The 23,404-nt window shown below is 70.2% G+C and carries 24 protein-coding genes; 6 read left to right on the top strand and 18 right to left on the bottom strand.

Annotation, left to right across the window (positions count from 1 at the left end; translation table 11 throughout):
* Positions 1-96: 96 nt before the first annotated feature.
* Positions 97-1,050: a serine hydrolase gene (locus tag ACFV7R_RS35880; RefSeq protein WP_385271316.1), complete on the bottom strand. Its 954-nt coding sequence runs from the start codon at positions 1,048-1,050 to the stop codon at positions 97-99.
* Positions 1,047-1,952 (bottom strand): LysR family transcriptional regulator, encoded by a 906-nt coding sequence (locus ACFV7R_RS35875; RefSeq protein ID WP_385271313.1) that lies wholly within the window; start codon positions 1,950-1,952, stop codon positions 1,047-1,049. Before ACFV7R_RS35875 ends, ACFV7R_RS35880 begins: the two co-directional genes overlap by 4 nt.
* 145 nt (positions 1,953-2,097) lie before the next feature.
* On the opposite strand from ACFV7R_RS35875, the gene bla reads away from it, so the two are divergent.
* On the top strand, positions 2,098-3,036 hold the full coding sequence (gene bla / locus ACFV7R_RS35870; protein ID WP_385271310.1) for a class A beta-lactamase: 939 nt from the start codon (positions 2,098-2,100) through the stop codon (positions 3,034-3,036).
* Between the two features lie 8 nt (positions 3,037-3,044).
* On the opposite strand, the gene ACFV7R_RS35865 is transcribed toward bla, so the two are convergent.
* The 9 genes from ACFV7R_RS35865 to ACFV7R_RS35825 form a co-directional block, all read right to left on the bottom strand.
* A complete protein-coding gene (locus tag ACFV7R_RS35865) occupies positions 3,045-3,878 on the bottom strand; it encodes a peptidoglycan-binding protein (protein WP_385271307.1) in 834 nt (277 codons plus the stop codon).
* Between the two features lie 285 nt (positions 3,879-4,163).
* Positions 4,164-6,629 carry a SpoIIE family protein phosphatase gene (locus ACFV7R_RS35860; protein WP_385271304.1) on the bottom strand — a complete coding sequence of 822 codons (2,466 nt, stop codon included), beginning with the start codon at positions 6,627-6,629 and terminating at the stop codon, positions 4,164-4,166.
* A gap of 203 nt (positions 6,630-6,832) precedes the next feature.
* Positions 6,833-7,165 carry a putative quinol monooxygenase gene (locus ACFV7R_RS35855; RefSeq protein WP_129796392.1) on the bottom strand — a complete coding sequence of 111 codons (333 nt, stop codon included), beginning with the start codon at positions 7,163-7,165 and terminating at the stop codon, positions 6,833-6,835.
* A gap of 517 nt (positions 7,166-7,682) precedes the next feature.
* Positions 7,683-8,735: an alcohol dehydrogenase catalytic domain-containing protein gene (locus tag ACFV7R_RS35850; protein ID WP_385271301.1), complete on the bottom strand. Its 1,053-nt coding sequence runs from the start codon at positions 8,733-8,735 to the stop codon at positions 7,683-7,685.
* Between the two features lie 22 nt (positions 8,736-8,757).
* Positions 8,758-9,765 carry an NADP-dependent oxidoreductase gene (locus tag ACFV7R_RS35845; RefSeq protein WP_385271298.1) on the bottom strand — a complete coding sequence of 336 codons (1,008 nt, stop codon included), beginning with the start codon at positions 9,763-9,765 and terminating at the stop codon, positions 8,758-8,760.
* A 180-nt stretch (positions 9,766-9,945) separates the two neighbouring features.
* Entirely contained in the window at positions 9,946-10,200 is a 255-nt protein-coding gene (locus ACFV7R_RS35840; RefSeq protein WP_129796391.1) for an EF-hand domain-containing protein, read from the bottom strand.
* 160 nt (positions 10,201-10,360) lie between these two features.
* Positions 10,361-11,569, bottom strand: a complete 1,209-nt coding sequence (locus tag ACFV7R_RS35835; protein WP_385271295.1) for a cation:proton antiporter — start codon at positions 11,567-11,569, stop codon at positions 10,361-10,363.
* 115 nt (positions 11,570-11,684) lie between these two features.
* Positions 11,685-12,197, bottom strand: coding sequence for a peptide-methionine (S)-S-oxide reductase MsrA (gene msrA, locus ACFV7R_RS35830; RefSeq protein ID WP_385271292.1), 513 nt, complete (start codon positions 12,195-12,197; stop codon positions 11,685-11,687).
* Between the two features lie 167 nt (positions 12,198-12,364).
* On the bottom strand, positions 12,365-12,781 hold the full coding sequence (locus ACFV7R_RS35825; RefSeq protein ID WP_385271289.1) for a CBS domain-containing protein: 417 nt from the start codon (positions 12,779-12,781) through the stop codon (positions 12,365-12,367).
* Between the two features lie 141 nt (positions 12,782-12,922).
* Between ACFV7R_RS35825 and ACFV7R_RS35820 the strand changes: the two genes are divergently transcribed.
* Genes ACFV7R_RS35820 through ACFV7R_RS35805 form a run of 4 tightly spaced genes read left to right on the top strand, consistent with a single transcriptional unit; the run spans position 12,923 to position 15,175 of the window.
* Positions 12,923-13,522 carry a sulfite oxidase-like oxidoreductase gene (locus tag ACFV7R_RS35820; protein WP_385271286.1) on the top strand — a complete coding sequence of 200 codons (600 nt, stop codon included), beginning with the start codon at positions 12,923-12,925 and terminating at the stop codon, positions 13,520-13,522.
* The gene (locus ACFV7R_RS35815) at positions 13,492-14,244 is read left to right on the top strand and encodes a ferredoxin reductase (protein ID WP_385271283.1); all 753 of its coding nucleotides are present in this window, start codon (positions 13,492-13,494) and stop codon (positions 14,242-14,244) included. The genes ACFV7R_RS35820 and ACFV7R_RS35815 overlap by 31 nt, the downstream gene beginning before the upstream one ends.
* 14 nt (positions 14,245-14,258) lie before the next feature.
* Positions 14,259-14,531, top strand: a complete 273-nt coding sequence (locus ACFV7R_RS35810; protein WP_385271280.1) for a DUF6510 family protein — start codon at positions 14,259-14,261, stop codon at positions 14,529-14,531.
* Positions 14,528-15,175 carry an RraA family protein gene (locus tag ACFV7R_RS35805; protein WP_385271277.1) on the top strand — a complete coding sequence of 216 codons (648 nt, stop codon included), beginning with the start codon at positions 14,528-14,530 and terminating at the stop codon, positions 15,173-15,175. The genes ACFV7R_RS35810 and ACFV7R_RS35805 overlap by 4 nt, the downstream gene beginning before the upstream one ends.
* Before the next feature lies 1 nt (position 15,176).
* Here the strand turns inward: ACFV7R_RS35805 and ACFV7R_RS35800 are convergent, their stop codons facing one another.
* A complete protein-coding gene (locus ACFV7R_RS35800) occupies positions 15,177-16,094 on the bottom strand; it encodes an NADP-dependent oxidoreductase (protein WP_385271274.1) in 918 nt (305 codons plus the stop codon).
* Between the two features lie 108 nt (positions 16,095-16,202).
* Positions 16,203-16,691 (bottom strand): carboxymuconolactone decarboxylase family protein, encoded by a 489-nt coding sequence (locus ACFV7R_RS35795; RefSeq protein ID WP_385271271.1) that lies wholly within the window; start codon positions 16,689-16,691, stop codon positions 16,203-16,205.
* 130 nt (positions 16,692-16,821) lie between these two features.
* Between ACFV7R_RS35795 and ACFV7R_RS35790 the strand changes: the two genes are divergently transcribed.
* Complete coding sequence (locus tag ACFV7R_RS35790) at positions 16,822-17,805, top strand: pirin family protein (protein ID WP_385271268.1); 984 nt, start codon at positions 16,822-16,824, stop codon at positions 17,803-17,805.
* Positions 17,806-17,906: 101 nt separating this feature from the next.
* Here the strand turns inward: ACFV7R_RS35790 and ACFV7R_RS35785 are convergent, their stop codons facing one another.
* From ACFV7R_RS35785 to ACFV7R_RS35765, 5 genes are read right to left on the bottom strand one after another with little or no spacing between them, the layout of a single operon-like run.
* Positions 17,907-19,712 carry a hypothetical protein gene (locus ACFV7R_RS35785; protein ID WP_385271265.1) on the bottom strand — a complete coding sequence of 602 codons (1,806 nt, stop codon included), beginning with the start codon at positions 19,710-19,712 and terminating at the stop codon, positions 17,907-17,909.
* Entirely contained in the window at positions 19,709-20,305 is a 597-nt protein-coding gene (locus tag ACFV7R_RS35780; RefSeq protein ID WP_385271262.1) for a hypothetical protein, read from the bottom strand. The genes ACFV7R_RS35785 and ACFV7R_RS35780 overlap by 4 nt, the downstream gene beginning before the upstream one ends.
* Positions 20,302-21,165 (bottom strand): carbohydrate ABC transporter permease, encoded by an 864-nt coding sequence (locus tag ACFV7R_RS35775; protein ID WP_385271259.1) that lies wholly within the window; start codon positions 21,163-21,165, stop codon positions 20,302-20,304. The genes ACFV7R_RS35780 and ACFV7R_RS35775 overlap by 4 nt, the downstream gene beginning before the upstream one ends.
* The gene (locus ACFV7R_RS35770; RefSeq protein WP_385271256.1) at positions 21,162-22,109 is read right to left on the bottom strand and encodes a carbohydrate ABC transporter permease; all 948 of its coding nucleotides are present in this window, start codon (positions 22,107-22,109) and stop codon (positions 21,162-21,164) included. The genes ACFV7R_RS35775 and ACFV7R_RS35770 overlap by 4 nt, the downstream gene beginning before the upstream one ends.
* Positions 22,106-23,392, bottom strand: coding sequence for an ABC transporter substrate-binding protein (locus ACFV7R_RS35765; RefSeq protein ID WP_385271400.1), 1,287 nt, complete (start codon positions 23,390-23,392; stop codon positions 22,106-22,108). The genes ACFV7R_RS35770 and ACFV7R_RS35765 overlap by 4 nt, the downstream gene beginning before the upstream one ends.
* Between the last annotated feature and the right edge of the window lie 12 nt (positions 23,393-23,404).

The raw sequence follows: 23,404 nt of genomic DNA, 5'->3' as shown, positions 1-23,404 counted from the left end.
GCCCTCCTCCGCCTTGCAGCTGGACGCACCAGACCCCGCTCACCAGCGCTGACAGGGCGCCGTCGATTTCCTGCGGCCTGATCCGCCGGACAGGCCCTAGCCCCACCTCGAACGGAGCTCGTCGCGCAGCCGCCGGGCGACTTGGCCCATGAGGGCGTCGGCACCAGGCTGTCGGCCGGCGGCCACCCGCGACTCGGTCAGGACGGCTATCGCGTAGCTCTGGCCGTCGGCGTGTTCGACGACGCCCACCTCGTGGCGCAGGTTGAGCAGCATGCCGGTCTTGGACGACCAGGTGGAGGCGTCGGAGTCGAAGTCCGGGGCGAGGCGGTTGCGCACGAGGTTGTTGGCCATGAAGCCGCGTACCCGTGCCGCGACGTCGGGGTGGATCGCCGAGGGCATCGTCGGGGGCCCGGCGCTCTCGGTTCCGGGCCGCGACCGCCAGAGGGCCTGGAGGAGGTCGACGAAGGCCCGTGCCATCCCGGTGTTGGCGTGCGAGATGTCGAGCTGCGGCACCCGGTGGCCGCGCCCCGGGGTGCCGGCGTCGATCGCGAGGGCGTGCGCGAGGTGCACGTCCGCCGGGTCGAAACGCTCCACCGGGGTTTCCATCAGCTCGCGCATGGTGTGCCGGACTGCGATGCCGCGCAGCCCCAACTCGTGCAGCACCGCCCCGACCCGGTCGGGCGGCGTGAGTTCGAAGAGAGCGTCGGCGGCGCTGTTGTCACTGATGCAGAGGGTGAGGTAGAGCAGGTCCTCCACGGCGATGTGGGCGGCGTGACGGAACCGGCTCAGGCCGGTCGGACCGGGAGTGGTGATCCGCCCCGGCGGCACCTCGATCACCGTGGCGCCGTCGAGTTCCCCGCGCCGGATGCGTTCCAGCGTCACCAGGGCGAGCGGAATCTTCACCAGGGACGCGACGGGCAACTCGATGTCGGGGTCGATACCGATCTCGTCACCCGTCTCCAGGTCCCGGACGAGGAACGAGCCGTACAGCCCGCCGTCGCGCAGGGCCCGGCGCAGATCCCCGAGCAGTCTCTCGGTACCGGTGGTCATGCGGCTGCCTCCGAGCGCTCCGTCGCGCCGAGGCACCGGCTGATACCGTCCGCGCACGCCCGGCGTATGCGGACCGCGTCGACGTCCGCCTCATCCGCCACGGCCAGGGAGAACCCCCGCGCGAAGCCGGGGCCCAGCTCGCCGACGGGCCGCCAGTGGAGGCGGAGTTCGCGGGCCTGCGCGGCCGAGCACAGCAGTGCGTCGCCCTGACTGAGCACGTCCGCCGCGGCGGCGGCCACGGCCGGTGCGACGGCCAGCTGGGCCGGGAGCAGCCCGACGGCGTCGCGCAGCCGGGCGAGTCGGTCCCGGACGTGCGGCACGTCGTCCTCCAGCTGGAGCCACACGCGCCGGGGCCGCTGGTCGCGGTCGGCCCGGCCGGGGCGCAGGGTGTCCAGATAGATCGGCCCGCCGCCCGGGGCGTGCGCGACCGCCAGGCCCAGCGGCACCGTCCAGGTCGCCTCGGTGGGAGCCACCGCGAGCAGCGCCGCGCGCACCTGCCGGGACGTGACGAGGTCGGCCCGCTCGGCCGGCCCGGCGGGAAACGGGTCGAGGAGGACGTGCTGCTCGTGCGCCTCGGCGATGAGGCGGGCGAGGGCACCGGTCGGGCAGACGGCGGGTACGGCGAGCCGTAGCGGCCGGCGTCGCGCGGCCTCCGCCTCGTGCTCGAACCGGTCGGCGAGCCGCACGAGTTGCTTCGCCGTCGGCAGCATGTCCCGGCCGAAGGGCGTCAGCGTCACCGCCCGCGAGGACCGGTCGAGCAGCCGCTCGCCGAGGCGTTGTTCCAGCGCGGCGACGCGGCGGCTCACCACGGACTGGGCCGTCCGGGCCGCCGCCGCGCCCACCGTGAAGCTGCCGTGCTCGCTCACACTGACGAACGCCCGGCATGCCGCGACAAGATCCATGAGCCCAACTATGCCAAAACAGCATGGAGTCGAACGTTCGCGTCTTGGACCTCGGCACCCCACCGGCCGGAGAGTGGTCGACGCCCAGGGCTTTCCCCGGGCTCGCAGGTTCCCCATGTCGTTCGACGGCTCGGAGGTCCATTCCATGACGCATCCGCTTCGCATCCGCCGGGGCGCCGCCTGGGCGGCGGCCGGTCTGCTCGCGCTCGCCGCACTTCCGGCGTGCGGTCAGCACACCGCGTCCGGGGCCGGCTCACCTGCCGGCGCGGCACCGTCCGCGTCACCGGCGGGCACGAAGCCCACCACTGCCGAGTTCCGGGCACTGGAGCGGGAGTTCGACGCGCGGCTCGGTGTCTACGCCCTGGACACCGGCACGGGCCGGTCGGTCGGCCACCGGGCGGACGACCGGTTCGCGTACGCCTCCACGTTCAAGGCGCTGGCGGCGGGTGCCGTCCTCCGGAAGTACGGGACGGACGGCATCGACAAGGTGGTGAGGTACTCGCGCGACGACCTGGTCGAGAACTCGCCCGTGTCCGAGAACTTTGTCGAGACCGGCATGAGCCTGCGGGGGCTGTGTGCCGCCACCCTCTGGTACAGCGACAACACGGCGGTCAACCTGCTCCTCGACGAACTCGGCGGGCCCGAGGGCCTGGAGAAGGTGCTGGAGGAGTTCGGCGACGACGTCACCGAGATGGACCGGTACGAGACGGAGATGAGCGAGGGCACTCCGGGCGACATCCGCGACACGAGCACCCCGCGAGCGATGGCGGGGAGCCTGCGGGCGTTCCTGCTCGGTGACGCCTTGAAGCGGGACGAACGCGAGCTTCTGCGGCAGTGGATGACGACGAACATGACCGGTCGGACGCTCATCAGGGCGGGCGTCCCCGACGACTGGGACGTGGCCGACAAGAGCGGCACCGCCGGATACGGGGGACGCAACGACATCGCCGTGGTGTGGCCCGACGACGGCGGCAACCCCATCGTCATGGCGGTCCTGTCCACCCGTGACAAGAAGGACGCCGAGCGCCGCGACGCCCTGCTCGCCAAGGCCGCCACCGTGGCGGTCGAAGGCCTCGGCCGCTAGCTCGATGACTACTTCGTGCGCAGCATGAGGGCGTGGCGGGTGTTGTCCCCGTAGACGCCGCTCTCGTCCCCGCGGATGCCGTACCACTCCTGGAACCGGGCTACGGCCTGCCGGACTTCCGCGTCGTAGCGGCCGTCGACGGCGCCGCCGTCGTAGATGTTCGGGATCTGCAGCAGACGCACCTGCAACTCGTACACCCCGTGGCCGCTGTCCGCCTCGCGCAGCACGCCGGTGCCCGGGACCTGGGGGAGCGCGGAACTGCCGGGAAGCGGCCGGTCCGGTTGCTCCATGGCTGCGGGAGGTTCCGCCGGTGCGGTGTGCTCGTTGTCGAGCAGGGCCGAGGCGATGATCAATCCGCTCACGGTGCCCAGTCCGAGGGCTCCGGCGACCCGGGTGCGCCGCCGGTCGATGAAGCGGCCAGGTCCTCGGCGTCGTCGGAGTCCTTCGTTTCCTTGCCGCTCGGGCGCGCGGACGACTTCCGGGGGCACGGGCGCATCGGAGGGCGGGGCGACGAGCGGGGCCGGAGGCGCATCCCACGGTTGCGGGACGGCGGAGCGGGGAGTGTCCGCAGGTGGGCCGGTTCTGCGGTCCGCAGTCGGTCGCGTGCCGCGTGACCACAGCGGCCCCACCACGGCTTCCTGCGGAATCCGGCGCAGGTTCCCGGCACCGGCACTGTCCTCGGGCGTGTCGCCGAGGCGACGGTGCTGCTGGTCCAGCGTGCGTAGGTCGGTCCGTGCGGCGTCCAGGGCGTCCAGAACGGCCTGGAAGGAGTCCCGGATTTCCTGCGCGGGACCGCCCCCGGGCGTGAGGCCGTGCCGCAGTTCGGCGTCGGGGATTCCCATCGGCAGTCCTCCTTGGGCGACATCCGTCGTGAAGCGATACGCACTCCGCGCAGCGTCGTCTCAATCCGCCGCCCCGCCGCACTCGCACGTCTGTGCGGCACCCTTGCTGCCGTGCCCGGCGCCGGGCGTTGCGCCGTCCAGGACGGGGTGGACCCTGCAGCGTTCGGACAGTGCTTCCCCCAGCCAGGAGCTCCGGCCGCTCTCGGCGGCGCCGTGCGCGACAAGCGAGCCGGCAGCGGATCCTCGACGCCGCTCAGTGCTCTTCGCGGAGCGTGGCGGCGCAGGTCAGGAAGGCCTGGTTTCACCGTTACGCGCGTTCGGAGCGGCGGTGGACAGTGGTTGCTCGGCCCAGATGGTCTTTCCGTTGCGGCCGTAGCGGGTGCCCCACCGTTCGGACAGCTGGGCCACCAGGAACAGGCCACGTCCGCCCTCGTCGGTGCTTCGGGCCTGGCGCAGGTGGGGGGAGGTGCTGCTGGTGTCCGAGACCTCGCAGATGAGATGACTGTGCCGGATCAGTCGCAGCAGCACCGGGCCACCGGCGTACCGGTACGCGTTGGTGACCAGTTCGCTCACGATCAGTTCGGTGACGAAGGCCAGCTCCTCCAGCCCCCACTCGGTCAGCTGGTCCGTCACCAGCGCCCGGGCCCGGCCGGCGGCAGTGGGGTCGGCCGACAGCTCCCACGTGGCCACCTTCTCCGCCGCCAGCACCCGCGTGCGGCCCAGCAGCAGCGTGACGTCATCGGCGGGCCGGTCGGGCAGCATCGCGTCCTCCACCGCCTTGCACGTGTGCTCCAACGAACGGGCCGGACCGGCCAGTACGGTGCGCAGCAGTGTCAAGCCCTGGTCGATGTCCCGGTGGTCGGCCAGGAGCAGCCCGTCGCTGCACAGGGCGAGCAGACTGCCCTCGTCCAGTTCGAGGTCGGCGGTCTCGAACGGCAGCCCGCCCACACCCAGCGGCAGCCCGGCGGGCAGGTCGATCAGGCGTACCCGGCCGTCCGGCCCCAGCACGGTCGGCGGCGGGTGCCCCGCGCGGGCCATGGCGCAGTGCCGGGAGACCGGATCGTAGATCGCGTACAGGCAGGTGGCACCGACGATCTGGGGGGCGCCTGCGTCGGCCTGCCGCTGTTCGGTGGCCAGATGATCCACCAGGTCGTCGAGCCGGGCGAGGACCTCGTCCGGAGCCAGGTCGAGATGGGCCAGGGTGTGCACGGCGGCGCGCAGCCGTCCCATGGTCGCCGACGCGTGCATGCCGTGGCCGACGACGTCGCCGACGACCAGCGCGACGCGCAGTCCCGACAGCGGGATGACGTCGAACCAGTCGCCGCCGACACCGGTGGAGGCCTGCGCGGGCAGATAGCGGTGGGCGGTGTCGACCGCCGGGTGCTCGGGTACCTCGCTCGGCAGCAGGCTGCGCTGGAGGGCCACGGCCGCCTGGTGCTCCTGGGTGTAGCGGCGGGCGTTGTCGATGCAGAGCGCGGCCCGGGCGGCGAACTCCTCCGCCAGGGTGAGGTCGTCCTCCTCGAACGGCTCGGGCCGCTGCAACCGCCAGATACAGACCAGGCCGAGGACGACACCGCGCGCGACCAGCGGCACCACCATCAGCGAGTGGATACCCAGCGCGATCATCCTGTCGGCCCGCTCGGGGTCGACCAGGAACCATTCGCGGTCGACCTCCACGGCGGGCTGAAGGACCGAACGACGCTCGGCCAGGCAGCGTCCCTGCGCGGTCTGTTCGGGGAAGGAGAACAGATGGCCCAGCGGGTACATCACCTGCAGCGCCTCGGGCCGGACGCTGCGGACCGCCGTCCTGCGCAGCGGGCCCACGGCGTCGGGGGCGGGTTCCTCCCCATGGGTCACGGGTTCCAGCAGATCCACCGAGAGCGCGTCGGCCAGCGCGGGTACCGCCGCCTCGGCCAGCTCACGCGCCGTCCTGGCCACATCCAGGGTGCTCCCGATTCTGGTGCCGGCCTCGTTGAGCAGCGCGAGGCGCCGGCGGGCCCGGTGGCGGTCGGTGACATCCTCGATGATCTCGGTGACGCCGAGCACCTGGCCGGACGGGTCCTGCATCCGGAAGGCGGAGACGGAGACGAACAGTTCCTTCTGAGGATCCCGCTGCAGCCGGCAGGGCTGCTCGGCGAAGATCACGGGCCGGCCCGTCTCCAGGACCGACCGGAGCCGTTCCTCGACCAGCTGCGCGTCCGGACCGAGCAGGAAGTCGGAGGTACGACGCCCGGCGTAGGCCTCGGCCGGCAGCCCGCCGAACCGGGCGATCGCCCGGTTCACCCGCAGCAGACGCAGGTCCGGGCCGAGAACCGCGACACCGACCGGGGACCGGCGGAAGAAGCCGTCCAGCACGGCCCGGTCGACCTCCCACTGGACGACGTCCTCGGCGCGTGAGCCCACGAGCAGCCACTCGACGGTGGAGTCCAGGCGCTGCACCCTCCGGGCGCGGAACCCCACGTACACGCGGTGGCCCGCGCGATGCCGGACCGGCAGCAGCCCGAACCAGCCGCGCTCCCGCAGGCACGCGGCGACCGCCTCGGCGATCAGGGCCTCGTCTCCGTCGGCGACCAGGACCTCGCGCAGCGGCCGGCCCAGCACCTCGTCGGCCCGATGCCCGAGGAGGCTCGTGGCCTGCTCGCTCCAGGCGACGACCCGCCCGTGGTCGTCCAGGACGGCGGACGCCGACTGGTAGATCGAGAAGGGGTCCTCCGGGCTCTCGCTGAGCGTCGTCAGGGATGTGTCGTCCATCGCCCCATCAACCTCGCACCGTTCGAGGGACTCGTAGCGCGGTGCGCCGGGCGCTCCCACCCGTCCCCGCGTGCCTGGGCTTGCAGCGGCTCATCCTCAGTATCGGCCGTGCGGGCGCCGCGCGCTTCGTCGTACCGGCTCCGCGGGGGCGTGCGTCGGTACGCAGTGCCGTGAGCCGCCCGGGGGAGTGCGCTCCACTCGTGCTACTCCTGCTCGGGAACGGCCATCTCGCCCAGCAGTGACCAGTCGTCCTGCGGAACGTTCGCGTTCACGATGCGAGGGGTCTCGACCAGATGCGGCGGCAGCGTCTGCTGCGCGGCCTTGAAGTGCGCCGACTGCACGTGAGCAGCGCCTGCTTCGTCATCGCGGAAGGCCTCGACCAGGACGTACTCCGTGGGGTCCGTCACGCTTCGCGACCAGTCGAACCAGAGGCAGCCGGGCTCCCGGCGCGTGGCTTCGGTGAAGTCGGCGGTGATCTCCGGCCACTGGTCGGCATGCTCGGGACGGACTCGGAACTTGGCGGTGATGAAGATCATCAGACTCTCTCCATGGACGTATGTCGACCGGCTGCGGGCCTGCAGCAGGTGACGGCGGTCGGCACGTGCGGCCGGTCCGGCAGGCCCGGCGGTGCGGTCGAGCGGGGCGGCAATGGCACACGAGCGACGCCGGCCGTCGAACAGGCGGTGGCCGACTCGTGCCCGGCGACCAGGACCGTGGCGACCAGATCCTATGGCGCCGGCCGGTGACCGGCAGGCCGCCCGCACCCGGAAAGTGACTCCCGGGTGCTCAGTGTGCTCCACCAGGTCCCCCACGCCACGGCTTTCGGCAAGGTCATGCTGTCGTCGTTGCCGGCCGAGCGGCGTCGTGACCACCTGCGGCAGCAGGGACTGCCCCGGCTCACGGGGGGAAAGGTCGCGGGGGCCCTGGCCACGTCCATACCTGTGGAGTTGTTCGAGCAGCGGCACCGCGCAGCCGTAGGCACGGAGGAGGGGCGGGCCAAGGTCACCTGGGCCGGCCGCAGCGGGGGCGGCCGAGGCGGCCTGCGCAGGAGAATCAGCGGGTGGGGTCGAGAAGGATCTTGCGGACGCCGTCGGAGCGGCCTGCGAACAGTTCGTACGCTGCCGGGCCTTCGGAGAGGGCGAAGCGGTGGGAGACCACGACCTCGGGCTTGATCCGGCCGGCCCGGGTGAGGGCGATCAGGGGAGGGAGTTCGTAGTGGATCGAGCAGAGCCCGATGGCGAACTCCAGTTCCTTGACCTGTGCCAATCCCATGTGGAAAGGGAACGCCTTGCTGTGGCTGACCCCGATGACGCTGACCCGGCCGGCCTGCCGGACGGTCTTGAGGGCGAGATCGATGGTGGCGTCCGAGCCCACGGCCTCCACCACGGCGTCCGGTCCGCGTCCGCCGGTCATGTCCCGTACGGCCGTCCGTGCGTCCTCGCCCTCGACCGGCTCGACCCCCAGGGTGGCGGCGAAGGCGCGGCGCTCCGCGACCAGGTCCGTGCCCAGCACTCGCGCGGCGCCCATCGCGAAGGCGGACTGGGCGGCCATGAGACCGACCGGGCCGAGGCCGATGACCAGGACGGTCTCACCGGGCTGGATACGGGCACGGCGGCAGCCGTACCAGGCCGTGGGCGCGTTGTCCGTCAGGACGACGGCGGCCTCGTCGGAGATGTCCTCGGGCAGGTGCACCAGATTGACATCGGCGTACGGCACCGCCAGGGCCTGGGCCTGGCTGCCCGGAAGCTGCGGGCTGACTCCGTAGCAGAGGTCCGTGCTGGACTTGGCGCGCTCGCACCGGGCGGTGAACCCGGCCGCGCACGACCGGCACAGGGTGCAGCCGGCCGAGGCGGGCACCAGAACCCGGTCGCCGGGCTTGAAGCGGGTGACCTGGCCGCCGGTGTCCGCCACCACACCGACGCACTCGTGTCCCGGCGTGTAGCCCAGTTCCGGGCTGAACGGGTTGCCACCGTAGATGTGCAGGTCACTGCCGCAGATGCCGGCCGTGGTGACCTGGACGACCGCGTCGGTGGGCCTGGAGACGGCCGGGTCGGGGACCTCCCCGTAGCGGATGTCATGACGGCCGTGGTAGGTCAGTGCCTTCACCGGATTCCCCCCCTTCCGCCCGTCAGTCCGCGATCTTCAGGACCAGCTTGCCGTGGTTCTCACCACGGAAGAGCCGCATCAGGGTGTCGGGGAACGCCGCCACTCCACCGGACACCACGTCCTCAAGGGACTTCAGCCGGCCCTCCGCCCGCCACGTGGCCAACTGGGCGACGCCCTCGGCGTACCGGTCGGCGTAGTCGAACACCACCATGCCCGTCATGGAGGCGCGGTTCACCAGCAGCGACAGGTAGTTGGCGGGGCCTTGCGGCTTGGTGCTGTTGTACTGGGAGATCGCACCGCAGACGACGACACGGGCACCGCGCGCCAGTCGCAGCAGCACGGCGTCCAGAACGTCACCGCCGACGTTGTCGAAGTACACGTCGACGCCGTCGGGGGCGTGCTCGCGCAGCGCCTTGCGCACGTCCTCGTTCTGGTAGTCGATCGCGGCGTCGAACCCGAACTCGTCGACCACCAGCCGGCACTTGGCCTCGCCGCCGGCGATGCCGATGACCCGGCAGCCCAGGATCTTGGCGATCTGCCCGACGACACTGCCGACCGCCCCCGCCGCTCCGGAGACGACGACGGTCTGGCCGGGCTCGGGACGCCCGATGTCGATCAGGCCGAAGTAGGCCGTCAGGCCCGACATGCCGAGAGCACCGAGATACGTCGGCAAGGGGGCCACCGCCGGGTCGACCTTGGTCACGCCGAGCCCGTCCGACACGCAGTACTCCTGCACGCCGAACGAGCCCGACACATGGTCGCCGACCGCGAACCCGGAGTGCCGGGAGGCGATCACCCTTCCCACCGCGCCGGCGCGCATCACCTCGCCGATCTCCACCGGGCGGATGTAGGACCTGCCCGCGTTCATCCAGCCGCGCATCGCCGGGTCGATCGACAGACAGAGCACCTGCACCAGGAATTCCCCGTCGCCCGGCTGCCCGGTCGGCTCCTCGACGTGCTCCCAGTCGGTCGGCCGCGGCTCTCCCACGGGGCGTGCGGCCAGGCGCACCTGGCGGTTGATGCTGCTCATCTCCGGCGGCTCCTTCGGGACATACCATCCAGTCGGTATGGGTGGTGAGCGTACGGGTGCCATGCCGTCGGAGACAAGAGGGGACCCGGTGCGACGTACGGTTCATGCACGCGGCCGGCCCCACTCGCGCCCCGTATCGCGTGTCGCGCCGGCACGCCTCCAGCGGAGGCCGGTCCGGTGTCAGTGCCAGCCGAAACGGCGGTCGACCAATGCCGCGAACTCCTCCAGGGTCAGTACCGCGTCCCCGTTCTGGTCAGCGGCGTCGAACAGCGCGGAGGAGGCATCGGCGTCGCCCACGCCCCAAAACGGCAGATCCCCCGACGCGGCAAGAGACGGGCCCTTCGTGCGCAGGGCGGTGATCACCTCTTCGCGGGTCAGGGTCCCGTTCTGGTCGAGGTCGAGTGCCTCGAACAGCTTCCGGGCCTTGTCGCTCATCTTGACGTCCTCGTTCCCCTCGTCGGCGGGGCGGGCCGGCCCGCCCGCTCCCAGACGAAAACGTCTCCGCTCCGGACCACGTTCCCAGCCTGCCGGCATCCCCTGCCGCCGTTGCGGTACGCCTGCGTCTGCCAAGTGACGGCGGGAGCCGTTCTCGGGGTCAATCCGGGTCCTTTCCGGGCCCCGAGCCTGCGGATGCTCGTGAACGGTTCAGCAAGGGCAGGGCCGTCAGAGGAAACACGACCACCGACAGCAGGCCTGCCGCCACCAGCGCGGCGGCGTTGGCCGGCCGGATCGCGTCCAGCTTCAAGCCGATCGTTGTCGCGGCCACGATGACGGGGAGGGAGGTGGCCTGCAGGAGTCCGCTGGCCATGATCTCCGCGCGCGAGAGGCCGGCGCTGCGGTAGGCCAATGCGGGCAGTCCCCGAACGAGGAGCAGCGCGGCAAGGAACATCGGTACCCGCAGCACCGTCTCAGCGTCCGCGAACAGGGCTCCTGCGTCGAACTGGATACCGCTCGTCACGAAGAACACCGGGACGAGGAATCCATAGCCGAGGCCCTCCAGTTTGACGTGGAACTGCGGGTGTGTCCGTTCGGCGTCGGGGTCGACCAGCCGTAGTACGGCCCCCGCGATGAAGGCACCCAGAATGGCCTCGAATCCCAGGTGCAGGGCGACCGCGGACAGGCCGACAATCAGAGCCATTGTCAAGCGGACCCGGACTTGGGCGCTTGTGTCCGCCAGCTTCACCACGGCCCCGGACAGCCACATGGAGCGTCCTGCACGCATCGAGGCCACCACGATGAGCGCCACCAGACAAGCAAGGCCGAGCAGGAGAAGCAGCCTGGAGGCCGGGCCCGACGCATGCTCGGAGAAGAACAGCGACAGCAACACCACGGCGCTGATCTCTCCTGCCGAGCCGCCACCGATGGTCAGTTGGCCGACCGGCCGGTCGACCGCGTCGGCGTCCTTCAGGATCGGGACCAGAAGACCCAGAGACGTGGCCACCAGCGCGGTTCCGATCAGCAGCGGGCTCTCGACCAGCCCGGCGATGTGCAGCCCCCAGCCGACGGTCGCGGCCAGCGCAAGTGTGCCCGCCAGACCCGTACCGACGAGCCGTGCCCACGGCCCGCGTAGCTGCTGGAAGTCGATCTCGAGCCCGGCAAGGAACAGCAGGAAGCTCAGGCCGATGATCGACAAGGCCTGAACGATGGCGTCCGGTTGCACCACGTTCAGCACCGCCGGGCCAAGGACGATCCCGGCCACGATCTCGAGGACCGGGCCCGGAAGAGGGACGCGGGGCATCACCGCGAGGAGGAACGGGACACCGGCGGACACCGCGAGGACGATGACCAGATTGTCGTACGACATCGTGACTCCGGCGGCCGTCGGTGGGCAGCCCTCGGGCGCACGTCACCTCAAGCCGAGCGTGTGGGGCCCCGCCTGACAGGTTGTAGAGTCCAGGCGCCTGTGCGGTTCGCCGCCGTCAATCCCTTGCGCGGGTGGGAAGCCGCCAGCCTGGGCGGACAAAGTGGCAGGTGTACCCGTTGGGATAGCGCTCCAAGTAGTCCTGGTGCTCGGGCTCGGCCTCCCAGAAGGGTCCGACAGGTTCGATTTCTGTCACAACCTTGCCGGGCCACAGGCCAGAAGCGTCGACGTCGGCGGCGGTGTCCTCCGCCACTTTCCGCTGCTCCTCGTCCACGTAGTAGATGGCCGAGCGGTAGCTGAGACCGACGTCGTTACCCTGGCGGTTCTTCGTCGTCGGATCGTGTATCTGGAAGAAGAACTCCAGGAGCGTGCGGAAGTCGGTCTTGTCGGGGTCGAATGTGATCTCGATCGCCTCGGCGTGTGTGCCGTGGTTGCGGTACGTGGCGTTGGGCACGTCACCGCCGGTGTAGCCGACGCGGGTCGACGTGACTCCGGGCAGGCGCCGAATCAGGTCCTGCATTCCCCAGAAACATCCGCCTGCCAGAACGGCCCTCTGTGTCTGTCCTGTCATCTCGGTCCTCCGCGTTTGTGTCGTCGTCGTTTCCGAACGGACTGCGGTAATCGGCAGGAGACGACTTCTGGGTTCTGCGGTACCCGGATATTGTCCCTCCTTCCGCGATGAGCCGGAAGCGCAGCGGGCCGGCACAGCCCAAGTACCGGACAGGCAGTGCTCGGATGTCAGTGGTTGGCCGGTGCATTGTTGAGCGCGATCAGTACCTCCTGCGCGTGCGGGGTGGAGGCGATGTCGCCCAGCGAGAGCAGACCCACGATGCGGCCCTCGTCCACGACGGGCAGCCGGCGCAATGCGTGATCACGCATGAGCACGCTCGCATCACACAGTGAGGTGTCGGGGGCGACGGTGACGAGGTCCCCGGATGCGGCCTCCAGCGCTGTGACGCTGCCGGCAATCAGACCTTCGGCGATGACGCGGACCGCGATGTCGCGGTCGGTGACCAGCCCATGGAGGGCGTCGTCGCTGATGACCAGAACGCAGCCGACGTCGGCCTCCCGCATGCAGGCTGCCACCGCGGTCAGCGAGGTGTAGGGCTCAACCGTGACGAGGTCGGTGGTCATGGCGTCGCGTACCAGCTTCACGGGCTCCTCCGTTTTTCAGTGATGTGATCCATGACGTGGTTCCGAAGCCATACCACTCCGGAGCCTTCTTCTGCCGAGATGCTGTGCTGTGCGATGTCCTGGAGAATGGAAACCGCCCGCTTCGGAGAATGGGGGCACGACATGCCCATCGTTTCGCGCGGATTCCACGGCCGAGCGCGGGATACCCGGCACAGACTGCCTCCTGGGCAGTACGAGACCACCGGCTTCCCCGTTCTGTCCGCAGGACCCACCCCCAGGGTGAACCCTGACGAATGGGAGTTCACCATCCGCACAGAGACGGGCACACGGCACAGCTGGAACTGGGCGGAATTCACTGCGTTGCCCAGCCAGACTCCGACCGTTGACCTGCACTGTGTCACCAAGTGGTCGAAGTTCGACACGGAGTGGCAGGGAGTGTCCTTGGACGTCCTTCTGGAGGACGTGGAGACCAGTGCCGACTACGCACTTGTTCACTCCTACGGCGATTACACCACCAACGTGCCCCTGGAGGACCTCCTCGACGGGAAGGCATGGATCGCCTACCGCTACGACGGCGAGGAACTCGCGCCGGAGCACGGCGGCCCCGCCAGGCTGCTGATTCCGCACCTGTACTTCTGGAAGTCCGCCAAGTGGGTGCAGCGCATCCAGCTGCTCGACGAGGACGAACGGGGCTTCTGGGAGAACATCGGCTACCACGATTATGGGGACCCATGGCGCGAGCAGCGGTATCAAGGCGACTAGGGGACCGGCTGCGCTGGACGACAGCCCGCCTGACCGATCGGCGTATCGAGTCCGACGTTGCGCGCACCCTCGTCTTCGAGGTGCCCGGCTGGCCGGGTCATCTGGCGGGGCAGCATGTCGATGTGCGGCTCACGGCGGAGGACGGCTACAGCACACAGCGCAGTTACTCACTGGCGTCGGCACCCGACGGCGAGAGCGTCGAGCTGACCGTGCAGCGTGTCGATGACGGCGAGGTCTCCCCGTACCTGACGGACGAACTCGCAGTGGGCGACGCGGTGGAACTGCGCGGACCGGTCGGCGGCTGGTTTGTGTGGCGGCCCGAGCAGAAGGAGCCGATTCTGCTGGTGGGCGGCGGCTCCGGCCTGGTGCCGCTGATGGCGATGATCCGCATGCGCCGTGCGGTCGGCAGCCGTACGCCCTTCCGGTTGGTGTACGTCGTGCGCAGCCCTGAGTACCAGCTCTTCGTACCCGAGTTGAGAGGGGACGATCCGGGCCTCGACAAGACGTACCTCTATACCCGCTCCACCCCGGCCGAGTGGCCGCGGCCCCCCGGGCGGTTCACCGCTTCGGAGTTGTCGAACGCCGGGTGGCCACCGGACTTTGAACCCACTTGCTACGTCTGCGGTTCCACCGGCTTCGTCGAAACGGCCGCCGGTCTGCTGGTGGCCCTCGGCCACCAGCCCGGCCGTATCCGCACCGAACGTTTTGGACCCAGCGGATGAGGAGCTGAATCTCCATGACCCTGACGCCGGACTTCCTTGACGGCAATGCCGCCGCCGGGGACCTCGAAGCCCTGTTCGGAACCGATATGACCATGGCTTCTGGACGATGCCGCGGCTGCAGTGAACAGATGGTGCTTGCCCAGACGCACGCTTACCTCGATGGTCCCGGGATGGTGCTGCGCTGTCCCGGCTGCGACAGCGTTCTGCTTCGCCTGGTTCACGCTCCCACCGAGATGTGGCTCGACACCGGCGGACTGGACTACCTCAAGATCCCCACACCGGCATGACTGCCCGCGAGAACGACCGCCTGCAGGATCTCGCCTCGCGAGTACGTACCCCCGATGTCGTCGATGCCATGGGACGGATGCACCGCCACCGGTGTCACATCAACGACCTGGTGAGCCCGACCCCGGGCCGTGTCCTCCTGGGCCCCGCGGTGACGATCTCGTTTCTCCCTGCATGTGACGAAGCACTCCCGCTCGAGCAATTCAGTTTCACCCGGCTGTTCCATGACGCCATCGGACAGGGCGCACAGGGGCGGGTGCTGGTCCTGGCCGGCAACGGCCCCACCGATGCATCGCTCGGCGGCGGAACAAAGCTCTCGCTGGTGGCAGTACATGGTCTTGCCGGGGTCCTGGCCGACGGTCGTCTCCGGGACTTCGTCGACATCGCGACGTACGACTTCGCCGCCTACTGCCTGGGGGAGACGAGCAAATGGGGCGGCGATGTGGTGACGCCGTTCGAGGCGAACCGGCCGGTCGTCGTGTCCGGCGTGACCGTCCGCCCGGGTGATTACGTCTTCGCGGACGCGTCCGGCGCTGCCGTCATCCCCGCTGCACAGGTCCTCAGCGTGTTCGAGGAGGCCAACCGCGTCGCACAGGACGAGGCAGCGTTCGTCGAGAGCCTCCGTCGCGAAAACCCCTCCGACTAGCTCACGCAACTTGGATGACCGTCTTGCCGACTGTTCCCTTCTTCGCGCGGAACGCCTCCGGCGCCCGGTCCAGAGGAAGGACGGCACCCACCAGCGGGCGCAGCCGGCCCTCCCGGTGCCGACCGATGATCTCGAGGAGATGACTGCGGTCGGGTTCGACGATGAAGTACATTGCCCGGCCGTCCTCGGGCCGCACCTTCGGGGGATGGGCGATGGTCACCAGGGTGCCGCCGGGCCTGACCACGGCGGCCGAGCGGGCGAGGACCTGCCCGCCGATGGCGTCGAAAACGAGGTCGACGTGGCCCACAGCCTCCTCCCACGCCGGCTGTTGAAGGTCGAGGAAAACCTCTGCGCCGAGCTCCAGTACCTGCTCCCGGCTGCTCTCGCGCCCCGTTCCGATCACGCGCGCCCCGGCTTCACGGGCAAGCTGTGTCGCGGCCATTCCCACGCCCCCTCCCGCTCCGTGCACCAGCACGCTCTGCCCGGCCTCCAGCCTTCCGTGCAGGAACAGGCCCTGCCAGGCGGTGAGGCCCGGCATCGGCAGAGCCGCCGCCTGGACGTGGTCGATTCCCGAGGGCAGCGGCGCCAGGTTGCGCGCTTCCACCGCCACGTACTCGGCGAGAGTGCCGTCCCGGTTCCAGTCGGTCAGCCCGACGACACGCTGACCGGCCGACAGCCCGGTCGTGCCCACCGCGACCTCGGCGACCTCACCCGACACCTCGTGTCCCGGAATGACGGGCGCTCGGTCCCGGCCGCCCCGGTCGACCCAGGTGGCCGGCCAGGACAGCTCGTCCGGGGTGAAGCAGGCCGCGTGCACCTTTACGATCACGTCGCCCTCGCCCGCGTACGGGTACGGTGCCTCCTCCACCACCAGGCCGTCCATGGCGGCATCACGGTCGTGGGTTCGCACGGCCTTCATCGGGGCTCCTTCCGGCAGCGAGGAGACTCCCCCACCGTTCCAGGATGACGGCGTGGCGCCCCCGGGGCGATCCGGGGCGGCGCCTCGCACGGTCTGAAGGCGGGCCGATCACGGTCGGGAGCTGCTCCGTACCGGGTGCTTGCTCATGATCGAGACCCGGTTGAACGAGTTGATGGTGATCGCCACCCAGATCACCGCGGAGATCTGGTCCTCGGTGAGTGTCTCGCGCGCCGAAGCGTAGGCGGATTCCTGTGCCGTGGCGTCGGCGGGGCTGGTGACGGTCTCCGCCAGAGCGAGTGCGGCTCGTTCCGCGGGCGTGAACAGTTCGGTGTCCCGCCAGGCCGCCAGGACCCCCAGCCGCTGGGGGGTGTCGCCTGCGCGCAGGGCGGCCCGAGTGTGCGTGTGGAGGCAGAAGGCGCAGCTGTTGATCTGCGAGACGCGCAGGTTGATCAGCTCTACGAGGGTGCGGTCGAGTCCGGCGTCGGCAGCGACGGCACGGACCGCCTCGGACGTCTGGACAAGGGCGTCGTAGGCCTTTGGGCTCTGCTTGTCGATGAAGATCCGCTGAACCGCCGGTTCCGTCGTGCTGCTGCTCAACCCGGGACTCCTTCTGTGATGGCGCCCCGTCCACGTGGTGCGTGGTGTACGCGGTCGTGGGCTCCGTATACTCGGGACAAGTTGTTCCATTTTAAACAAACCCCTTGGGGTGGGCGAGAGGCGGCATCCGGTGAGCAACATGGAAACGGACCCCGTGGAGATGCTGTGCGGAGCGGACACCGAAAGAGGGGCGGAGAAGCCGCGCGTCGAGGTGATCTCTCCGCGCGAGGTGCCGCTGGGCGGGCCGCGGGCGATGACCGTACGGCGCACGCTGCCGCAGCGGGCCCGGACGCTGATCGGAGCGTGGTGCTTCGCCGATCACTACGGCCCCGACGACGTCTCCACCACCGGTGGCATGGATGTCGCCCCGCATCCGCACACCGGACTGCAGACGGTCAGCTGGCTGTTCAGCGGGGAGATCGAGCACCGCGACACGCTCGGCAGCCATGCTTTCGTACGGCCGGGCGAACTCAACCTCATGACCGGCGGACACGGCATCGCCCACACCGAGGTTTCGACGCCGCGGACCACGATCCTGCACGGTGTGCAACTGTGGGTGGCCCTGCCCGATGAACACCGGCACACCGAAAGGGACTTCCAGCACCACGTACCCGAGCCGGTGCACATCGACGGAGCCGAGATCAGGGTCTTCCTCGGCTCGCTCGCGGGCTCCGTCTCGCCGGTGCGGACCTTCACGCCGCTGCTCGGCGCCGAGATCGTCCTCGAACCGCGCGCATCGATCACGCTCGCCGTGGACCCCGGTTACGAGCACGGCCTCCTCGTCGACCACGGCGACGTCCGCATGGCCGACACCCTGCTGAGCCCGGCGGACATGGGCTACGCCCACCCCGGCATCGGCGCCCTGACGCTGACGAACGAGTCGGACGCCAGGGCCCGCACCGTCCTGCTCGGCGGGACTCCCTTCGAGGAGGAGATCGTCATGTGGTGGAACTTCATCGGCCGCAGCCATGACGACATCGTCCGGGCCCGGGACGACTGGCAGCACGCTTCCGAACGCTTCGGCACCGTCAAGGGGTACGACGGCGACCGCCTGCCCGCCCCCACCCTGCCGAACGCCACGATCACCCCGCGCAGGAACCCACCCCGGCACTGACGCCACTGAATTCGCACCGCGGTGGCCTTGGCATCGCCGAGGTCGATATCGACTCCTGGCATCGTCCGGACGGCCGGGGCCGCCGCCGGTGAGCCCGCCGATCACCTCAGCGTGAGCCGGTACGTCAGCGGTGACCTGCCGGTGATCAGCACGCGGATGCCGTCCGGTGTGAGGGAGCCGTTCATCCACGAGTAGCGTTCGCCCGGCTCGACCACCGGCGGCTGCTTGCCGCCCTTGCCGTTGCCGGGGCCGAACTCGATCCGGTCGTCGCCGACGGTGTACGCGGCCTCGCCGCTGACGAGCTGGTAAGTGTCGGTCTGGCCCGCAACGGGTTCGAGCCCGTCACCGGTCAAGGTGCCGCCGCGGCGGAAGCACAGCTCCAGTGCGAGGGGTACCGCGGACCGGGAGACGTCGAAGTCCAGCTCCCAGCCGCCGTCGCGTACTTGACGCACCAGCACCTCGGTGCGCAGGGTCCGCCACTCCTTGGGGCGGTGCGGGAAGTCCATCGCGGACCAGAAGCGTCCGTCGTTGCTGAGCGGATAGTCGCCGTCGGGCCGGCGGTGCTGTGGCGGCAGGGGCTGGTGGAACGCGGCCCGTACCTCGGCGTGCAGCCGCCAGCCGCCGTCGACCTGCTCGAGCCCTTCGGCACGGAAGTGGCCGAGGGAGAAGAACTGCGGCGACAGGCGCAGCGAGTCCAGGATCGCCGCGCCCTTGCGCATCTTGAAGAACGTGGGGTTGGTGGACAGGCCCGAGGAAATGGCCCGCACCTCGGGGAAGTCCGTGCCGGCGAAGACGGTCGCGGTGCGGGTGCCCCGGCGTACGCGAACCAGGCGGCAGTCGGGGTCGTGGTGCACAAAGTTCTCGGGAAGCGGTGCCTGTGACGGCAGCGGACGAGCCAGCTCCGGGCGGTCCAGGACCTCCGCGAGCCGGTCGCCCAGCGGTGTCTCGCCGAAGGTCTGGTCCGTGCCGCGCTCCTGCAGCAGGGCGGCCACGGCGGCGAAGCGGGCGTCGCCGTCGTGGATCGCCAACTCCCGGTACTGGAGCCAGAATTCGGGCAGGTGGCGCAGCGCCGTCTGGTCCTGGCGCCGCGAATGCACCGACTCCACCTCGCCGTTGGGCTCGATGACGTAGAGGGTGGCCTTGAGATTGGCGCGTACGGGGGCATACAGATCCGTACGGCCGTAGTGGCGGGCCAGGGTGAGCAGGGCGGGGTTGGTGACGACGGCCGAGTAGGTGGGGCTGCGTTCGCTGTACTCGCCGCCGGGCAGCAGGTCGATGCCCTCGGCCAGCCATGCGTCGATGCGGCGGGCGTACGCCGGGTCGGGTCGGCGGCGGTGGATCCGGGCGAGCGCGGCGCACACCAGCCAGCGGTGGTTGGCGGTGTGCACACCACCGGTCGCAAGACCCGGGCCTGCCTTGTCCAGGACCTGCTCGACGATGCTGCGCACGGCTTCAGTCGGCCGGTGCCCGTCGCGGTCCAGCAGGGCGTACGCCAGATTCAGGTCGACGACGGAGAAGGCGGTGTCCGGTGGCGAGTGCACGGCGCCCTGGTCGTACAGGCCGTCGTCGTGCTGCTCCTCGGCAAGAGTGCCGGCGAGTTCGCGGAGCGGGCCGAGCAGGTCGGGGGAGTGGTGGTACGCCGACTCCTTGTGCACATAGACCGAGGTGAACGTGCGCAGCGCGCGGGCCGCGGCCCGCGCCCGGCCCCGGTCGCGCAGGTCGGTGATGGTTTCGCCGTACGTCGTGAGCAGCCCGGTGACGCGCTGGTCGGCAGCCTCGGTCAGCAGGGCGAGGAAGCCGGCGTCCGTGTGCGGTTCGGCCGCGGCGGGCGTGCCGCTGATCCCGGTGGCCGCGGCGGCCGTGGCGGTCGTGGCGGTCGTGGCGAGGAACGTTCTGCGGGCGATCACATGCTCTCCAGTCGTACGTCCACGGACGTCAGAGCCAGGGCCAGCGGCCCCGGTGCGAGAAAGGCCAGCGGCAGCAGCATCCAGCCGCACAGCGCGGCCGCCACGAGGGCGAGCAGGACCAGGCCGCTGCCGCCCGGATCCCGTACGGCGTCCCGGGCCGCCGTACGCATGGCCGCGGGCCAGTCGGTGAGTGACTCGGGGCGGGCGCACGCACGCAGTCCGACGACCGCCGCGCACGCGCCGATCGCGCCCGCCGCCACGGCGAACAGCCGCGCTCCGGGCAGCCCCGCCCCCGCGAGGGCCAGGTCCGCGACCAGCAGCAGCACGCCCACGAGGAGCACCGCACCGGCCGCCAGGTCACCTGTGCGCAGCCGCTGCCGCAGCAGGGTGAGATACCGCCCCGCGGTCGCGGGCCGGTCCTCGCGTACGCCGCGCAGGACGGCGCACGCCGTGGAGAACGCGGCCGGCACGGTCACCAACGGCAGACAGACCACGGCCGTGACGAGGCCGACGCTGAGCATGTCCGCGAAGAGGGTCGCGCGAGGGCCGAAGATCTCGCCCGGCTCACGGGTCGTACGCGTGCGGGCGCTCATCCCTTGACCCCCGAACTGGCCATGCCCTCCACGAGGAACCGCTGGAAGGCGAGGAAGAACAGCACGATCGGCAGCAGGGCGATCACCGACATCGCGAACATCGGACCGAACGACGACTGGCTGGAGGCGTCCACGAACGCCCGCAGGGCCAGCGTCAGCGTGAACTTCTCGGGCGAGAAGAGATAGATCAGCTGGGTGAAGAAGTCGTTCCACGTCCAGATGAACGTGAAGATCGCGGTGGTGATCAACGCGGGGCGGGTGAGCGGCAGGATGACCAGGAAGAAGCTGCGGAACGGCCCGCAGCCGTCGATGCGCGCCGCCTCCTCCAGCTCACGCGGCAGCCCGCGCATGAACTGCACGATGAGGAAGACGAAGAACGCCTCGGTGGCGAGGAACTTGGGCAGGATCAGCGGCCAGTAGGTGTTCACCATGCCGAGCTGGTTGAAGATGATGTACTGCGGGATCAGCACCGCGTGGTGCGGCAGCATGATCGTGGCGATCATGAAGGCGAACAGCGGGCCCCGGAAGCGGAACCGCAGTCGCGCGAAGGCGTACGCGGCCAGCGAGCACGACAGGACGTTGCCGACGACCGCGCCGCCCGCGATCAGCAGGGAGTTGGTGAGCAGCCGGCCCACGGAGACGTCGTTCACACCGTCCAGGGCGGTGGAGTAGTTCGACCACTCCAGGCGGCTCGGCAGCAGCTGAAGGCTGGCGATCACCTCGTCGGCGGGCTTGAGCGAGGTCGCCACCAGCCAGGCCAGCGGGTACAGCATCACCAGCAGTGCGGCCAGACAGCCGGCGTGCAGGGCGACCCGTCGCCAGGCAACGGGCTTGCGGACAGTGGGAGTTGCCGTGGTCATCGGGCTCCTCCATCGGTGTCGGAGGCGTAGAAGACCCAGGAGCGCGAGGTGCGAAACAGCACGGCGGTCACCGCGCCGATGACGATCAGCAGCACCCAGGCCATGGCGGAGGCGTAGCCCATGTGGGAGGCGACGAAGCCACGGTCGTAGAGGTAGAGCGTGTAGAAGAGCGTCGAGTCGGCCGGCCCGCCCTTGCCCGCGCTGACCGCGAAGGCCGGGGTGAAGACCTGGAAGGCCTGGATCGTCTGGAGCACCAGGTTGAAGAAGATCACCGGGGACAGCATCGGCACGGTGATGGACAGGAACTGCCGCCACCGCCCCGCCCCGTCGACCTCCGCGGCCTCGTACAACTCCCCGGGGATCTGCTGGAGTCCGGCCAGGAAGATCACCATCGGCGCCCCGAACTGCCACACCGTCAGCAGGGCCACCGCGAGCAGTGCCCAGCCGGGCTTGTTCACCCAGCCGCCGGTGCCGAAGAGGTTGTCGACCGTGCCGCCGTCGTTGAAGATCGCCCGCCACACCAGGGCGACGGACATCGAGGCGCCGAGCAGCGAGGGCGCGTAGAACGCCGAGCGGTAGAAGCCCTTGCCCCGCTTCATGCCCTTCAGGGCGAGCGCCACGACGAGTGCGAGCCCGAGTTGGAGGGGCACGGCGATGACGACGTACGTCAGGGTCGCGACCACCGAGCGCCAGTAGCGCGGGTCCTCGGTGAACATCTGCGTGTAGTTGCGCAGCCCCACCCAGCTCGGCGGGTTGAACAGGTCGTAGTCGGTGAAGGAGAGGTAGAGCGAGACGGCCATCGGCAGCAGCGTCAGGACGCAGGCACCGAGCACCCAGGGGGAGAGGAACACCCAGGCGGCGCCCTCGCGTCGGCGGCGCGGGGGTTTGTGTGCCGGGGCAACGCCCTTCGGGCGTACCGCGGTTGGTATCTGCGTGGTGGTCATGACCTCAGCTCCGCCTTCGCCTCGGTGATGTAGTTCTCGGCCGCTTCGCGGGGTGACATCCGCTCGTACGAGACCTGGTCGTAGTCCCGCTGGAAGGTGGTCTGCAACGCGCTGTCACCCGACGGGGGCGCCTGGGGCGGATCGTTGAGCTCGCCTTCGAGGGTGGTCTGGAAGTCGTGGATGGTCCGGTCGAAGTCCGTGAGGGACCCGGCGGTCTCCTCGCGGAGGGTCTCGTTCACCGGGATGCTGCGGGTCGCGCCGAGGATCTTCGCGGCGCCGGGGTCGTTGAGCATGAAGTCGATCAGCAGCGCGCCCTCTTCGGGATGCCCGGAGTCGGCGGAGACGCCCATGAACATCGACGGCTTGAAGTACTGGCCGGGTGTGCCGTCCTCGCCGGACGGCATCGGTGCGAGCGTGACGCCCTCGCCGACGAGCGGGACGAAACCGCTGGCCGGCGCGTCCCAGTTGAGGTCGGCGATGGCCTTGCCACGGCCGAGCGGGGTGTTCTCGACGGTGCCGTCGAGCTGGGTGGTCTGCTCGGCGGGCGAGACGGTGCCCTCGCGGCGGAGCTCATCGGTGAACGTCCACCAGCGGGTGAGGTCGTCGGCGGTGAAGCCGAGTCCGCCGTCCTCGGTGTACAGGGACTTGCCCCGGCCGCGCAGCCACACCTCGAAGGCGTCCTCGCTCTGGCCCGGGTCGGTGGCCGCCGGCCGGCCGGTCTTCTGCGCGAGGGTGCGCATGGTGTCGGCCCACTCGCTCCAGGTCCAGTCCCCGCTCGGCAGGGGAACGCCGGTGGCCCGCCACGCCTTTGCGTCGTACACGACGGCCTCGGTGCCACGCCCCTGCGGTACGGCGTACTGCTTGCCGTCGACGGCACCGGTGGCGAGCAGGCCGGCGTCGATCTCGTCCGTCCGCAGCACGGACTTCTGCCGGCCGAGGTCGTAGAGGACACCGCCGGACGCGTACTGCTCGATCATGCGGTAGTCGAGCTGCATCACATCGGGGGCGTCGCCGCCGGCGGCCTGGGTGGCGAGCTTCTGCTTGTAGCTGTCGTATCCGGAGAAGGAGGTCTGCACCTCGATGTCCGGGTGCTCCTTCTCGAAGAGCTCGATCGCCTGCTCCGTCCTGGCCGCCCTGTCCGGATTGCCCCACCAGGTGTAGCGGAGCACGACCTTGCCGGACGAGCCGCTCGTCCCGGCGGAACCGGAGCAGCCGGTCAGCGCCGCGCACAGCACGAGCACGGCGGCCGTGAGCCAGGACCTCGTCGTCCTGCCTCCGGGCATTCCGGGCATGCG

It is taken from the genome of Streptomyces sp. NPDC059866 (assembly GCF_042731325.1).
Lineage (GTDB): Bacteria > Actinomycetota > Actinomycetes > Streptomycetales > Streptomycetaceae > Streptomyces > Streptomyces flavusporus.
This window is presented reverse-complemented; position numbering and strand designations above follow the sequence as displayed.

Bases quoted from the DNA above. Each gene is read 5' to 3' on its own strand.
- ACFV7R_RS35880 (WP_385271316.1), bottom strand. From the start codon at position 1,050: ATGACCACCGGTACCGAGAGACTGCTCGGGGATCTGCGCCGGGCCCTG.
- ACFV7R_RS35875 (WP_385271313.1), bottom strand. From the start codon at position 1,952: ATGGATCTTGTCGCGGCATGCCGGGCGTTCGTCAGTGTGAGCGAGCAC.
- bla (WP_385271310.1), top strand. From the start codon at position 2,098: ATGACGCATCCGCTTCGCATCCGCCGGGGCGCCGCCTGGGCGGCGGCC.
- ACFV7R_RS35865 (WP_385271307.1), bottom strand. From the start codon at position 3,878: ATGGGAATCCCCGACGCCGAACTGCGGCACGGCCTCACGCCCGGGGGC.
- ACFV7R_RS35860 (WP_385271304.1), bottom strand. From the start codon at position 6,629: ATGGACGACACATCCCTGACGACGCTCAGCGAGAGCCCGGAGGACCCC.
- ACFV7R_RS35855 (WP_129796392.1), bottom strand. From the start codon at position 7,165: ATGATCTTCATCACCGCCAAGTTCCGAGTCCGTCCCGAGCATGCCGAC.
- ACFV7R_RS35845 (WP_385271298.1), bottom strand. From the start codon at position 9,765: ATGAGCAGCATCAACCGCCAGGTGCGCCTGGCCGCACGCCCCGTGGGA.
- ACFV7R_RS35840 (WP_129796391.1), bottom strand. From the start codon at position 10,200: ATGAGCGACAAGGCCCGGAAGCTGTTCGAGGCACTCGACCTCGACCAG.
- ACFV7R_RS35835 (WP_385271295.1), bottom strand. From the start codon at position 11,569: ATGTCGTACGACAATCTGGTCATCGTCCTCGCGGTGTCCGCCGGTGTC.
- msrA (WP_385271292.1), bottom strand. From the start codon at position 12,197: ATGACAGGACAGACACAGAGGGCCGTTCTGGCAGGCGGATGTTTCTGG.
- ACFV7R_RS35820 (WP_385271286.1), top strand. From the start codon at position 12,923: ATGCCCATCGTTTCGCGCGGATTCCACGGCCGAGCGCGGGATACCCGG.
- ACFV7R_RS35815 (WP_385271283.1), top strand. From the start codon at position 13,492: ATGGCGCGAGCAGCGGTATCAAGGCGACTAGGGGACCGGCTGCGCTGG.
- ACFV7R_RS35810 (WP_385271280.1), top strand. From the start codon at position 14,259: ATGACCCTGACGCCGGACTTCCTTGACGGCAATGCCGCCGCCGGGGAC.
- ACFV7R_RS35805 (WP_385271277.1), top strand. From the start codon at position 14,528: ATGACTGCCCGCGAGAACGACCGCCTGCAGGATCTCGCCTCGCGAGTA.
- ACFV7R_RS35800 (WP_385271274.1), bottom strand. From the start codon at position 16,094: ATGAAGGCCGTGCGAACCCACGACCGTGATGCCGCCATGGACGGCCTG.
- ACFV7R_RS35780 (WP_385271262.1), bottom strand. From the start codon at position 20,305: ATGAGCGCCCGCACGCGTACGACCCGTGAGCCGGGCGAGATCTTCGGC.
- ACFV7R_RS35775 (WP_385271259.1), bottom strand. From the start codon at position 21,165: ATGACCACGGCAACTCCCACTGTCCGCAAGCCCGTTGCCTGGCGACGG.
- ACFV7R_RS35770 (WP_385271256.1), bottom strand. From the start codon at position 22,109: ATGACCACCACGCAGATACCAACCGCGGTACGCCCGAAGGGCGTTGCC.
- ACFV7R_RS35765 (WP_385271400.1), bottom strand. From the start codon at position 23,392: ATGCCCGGAGGCAGGACGACGAGGTCCTGGCTCACGGCCGCCGTGCTC.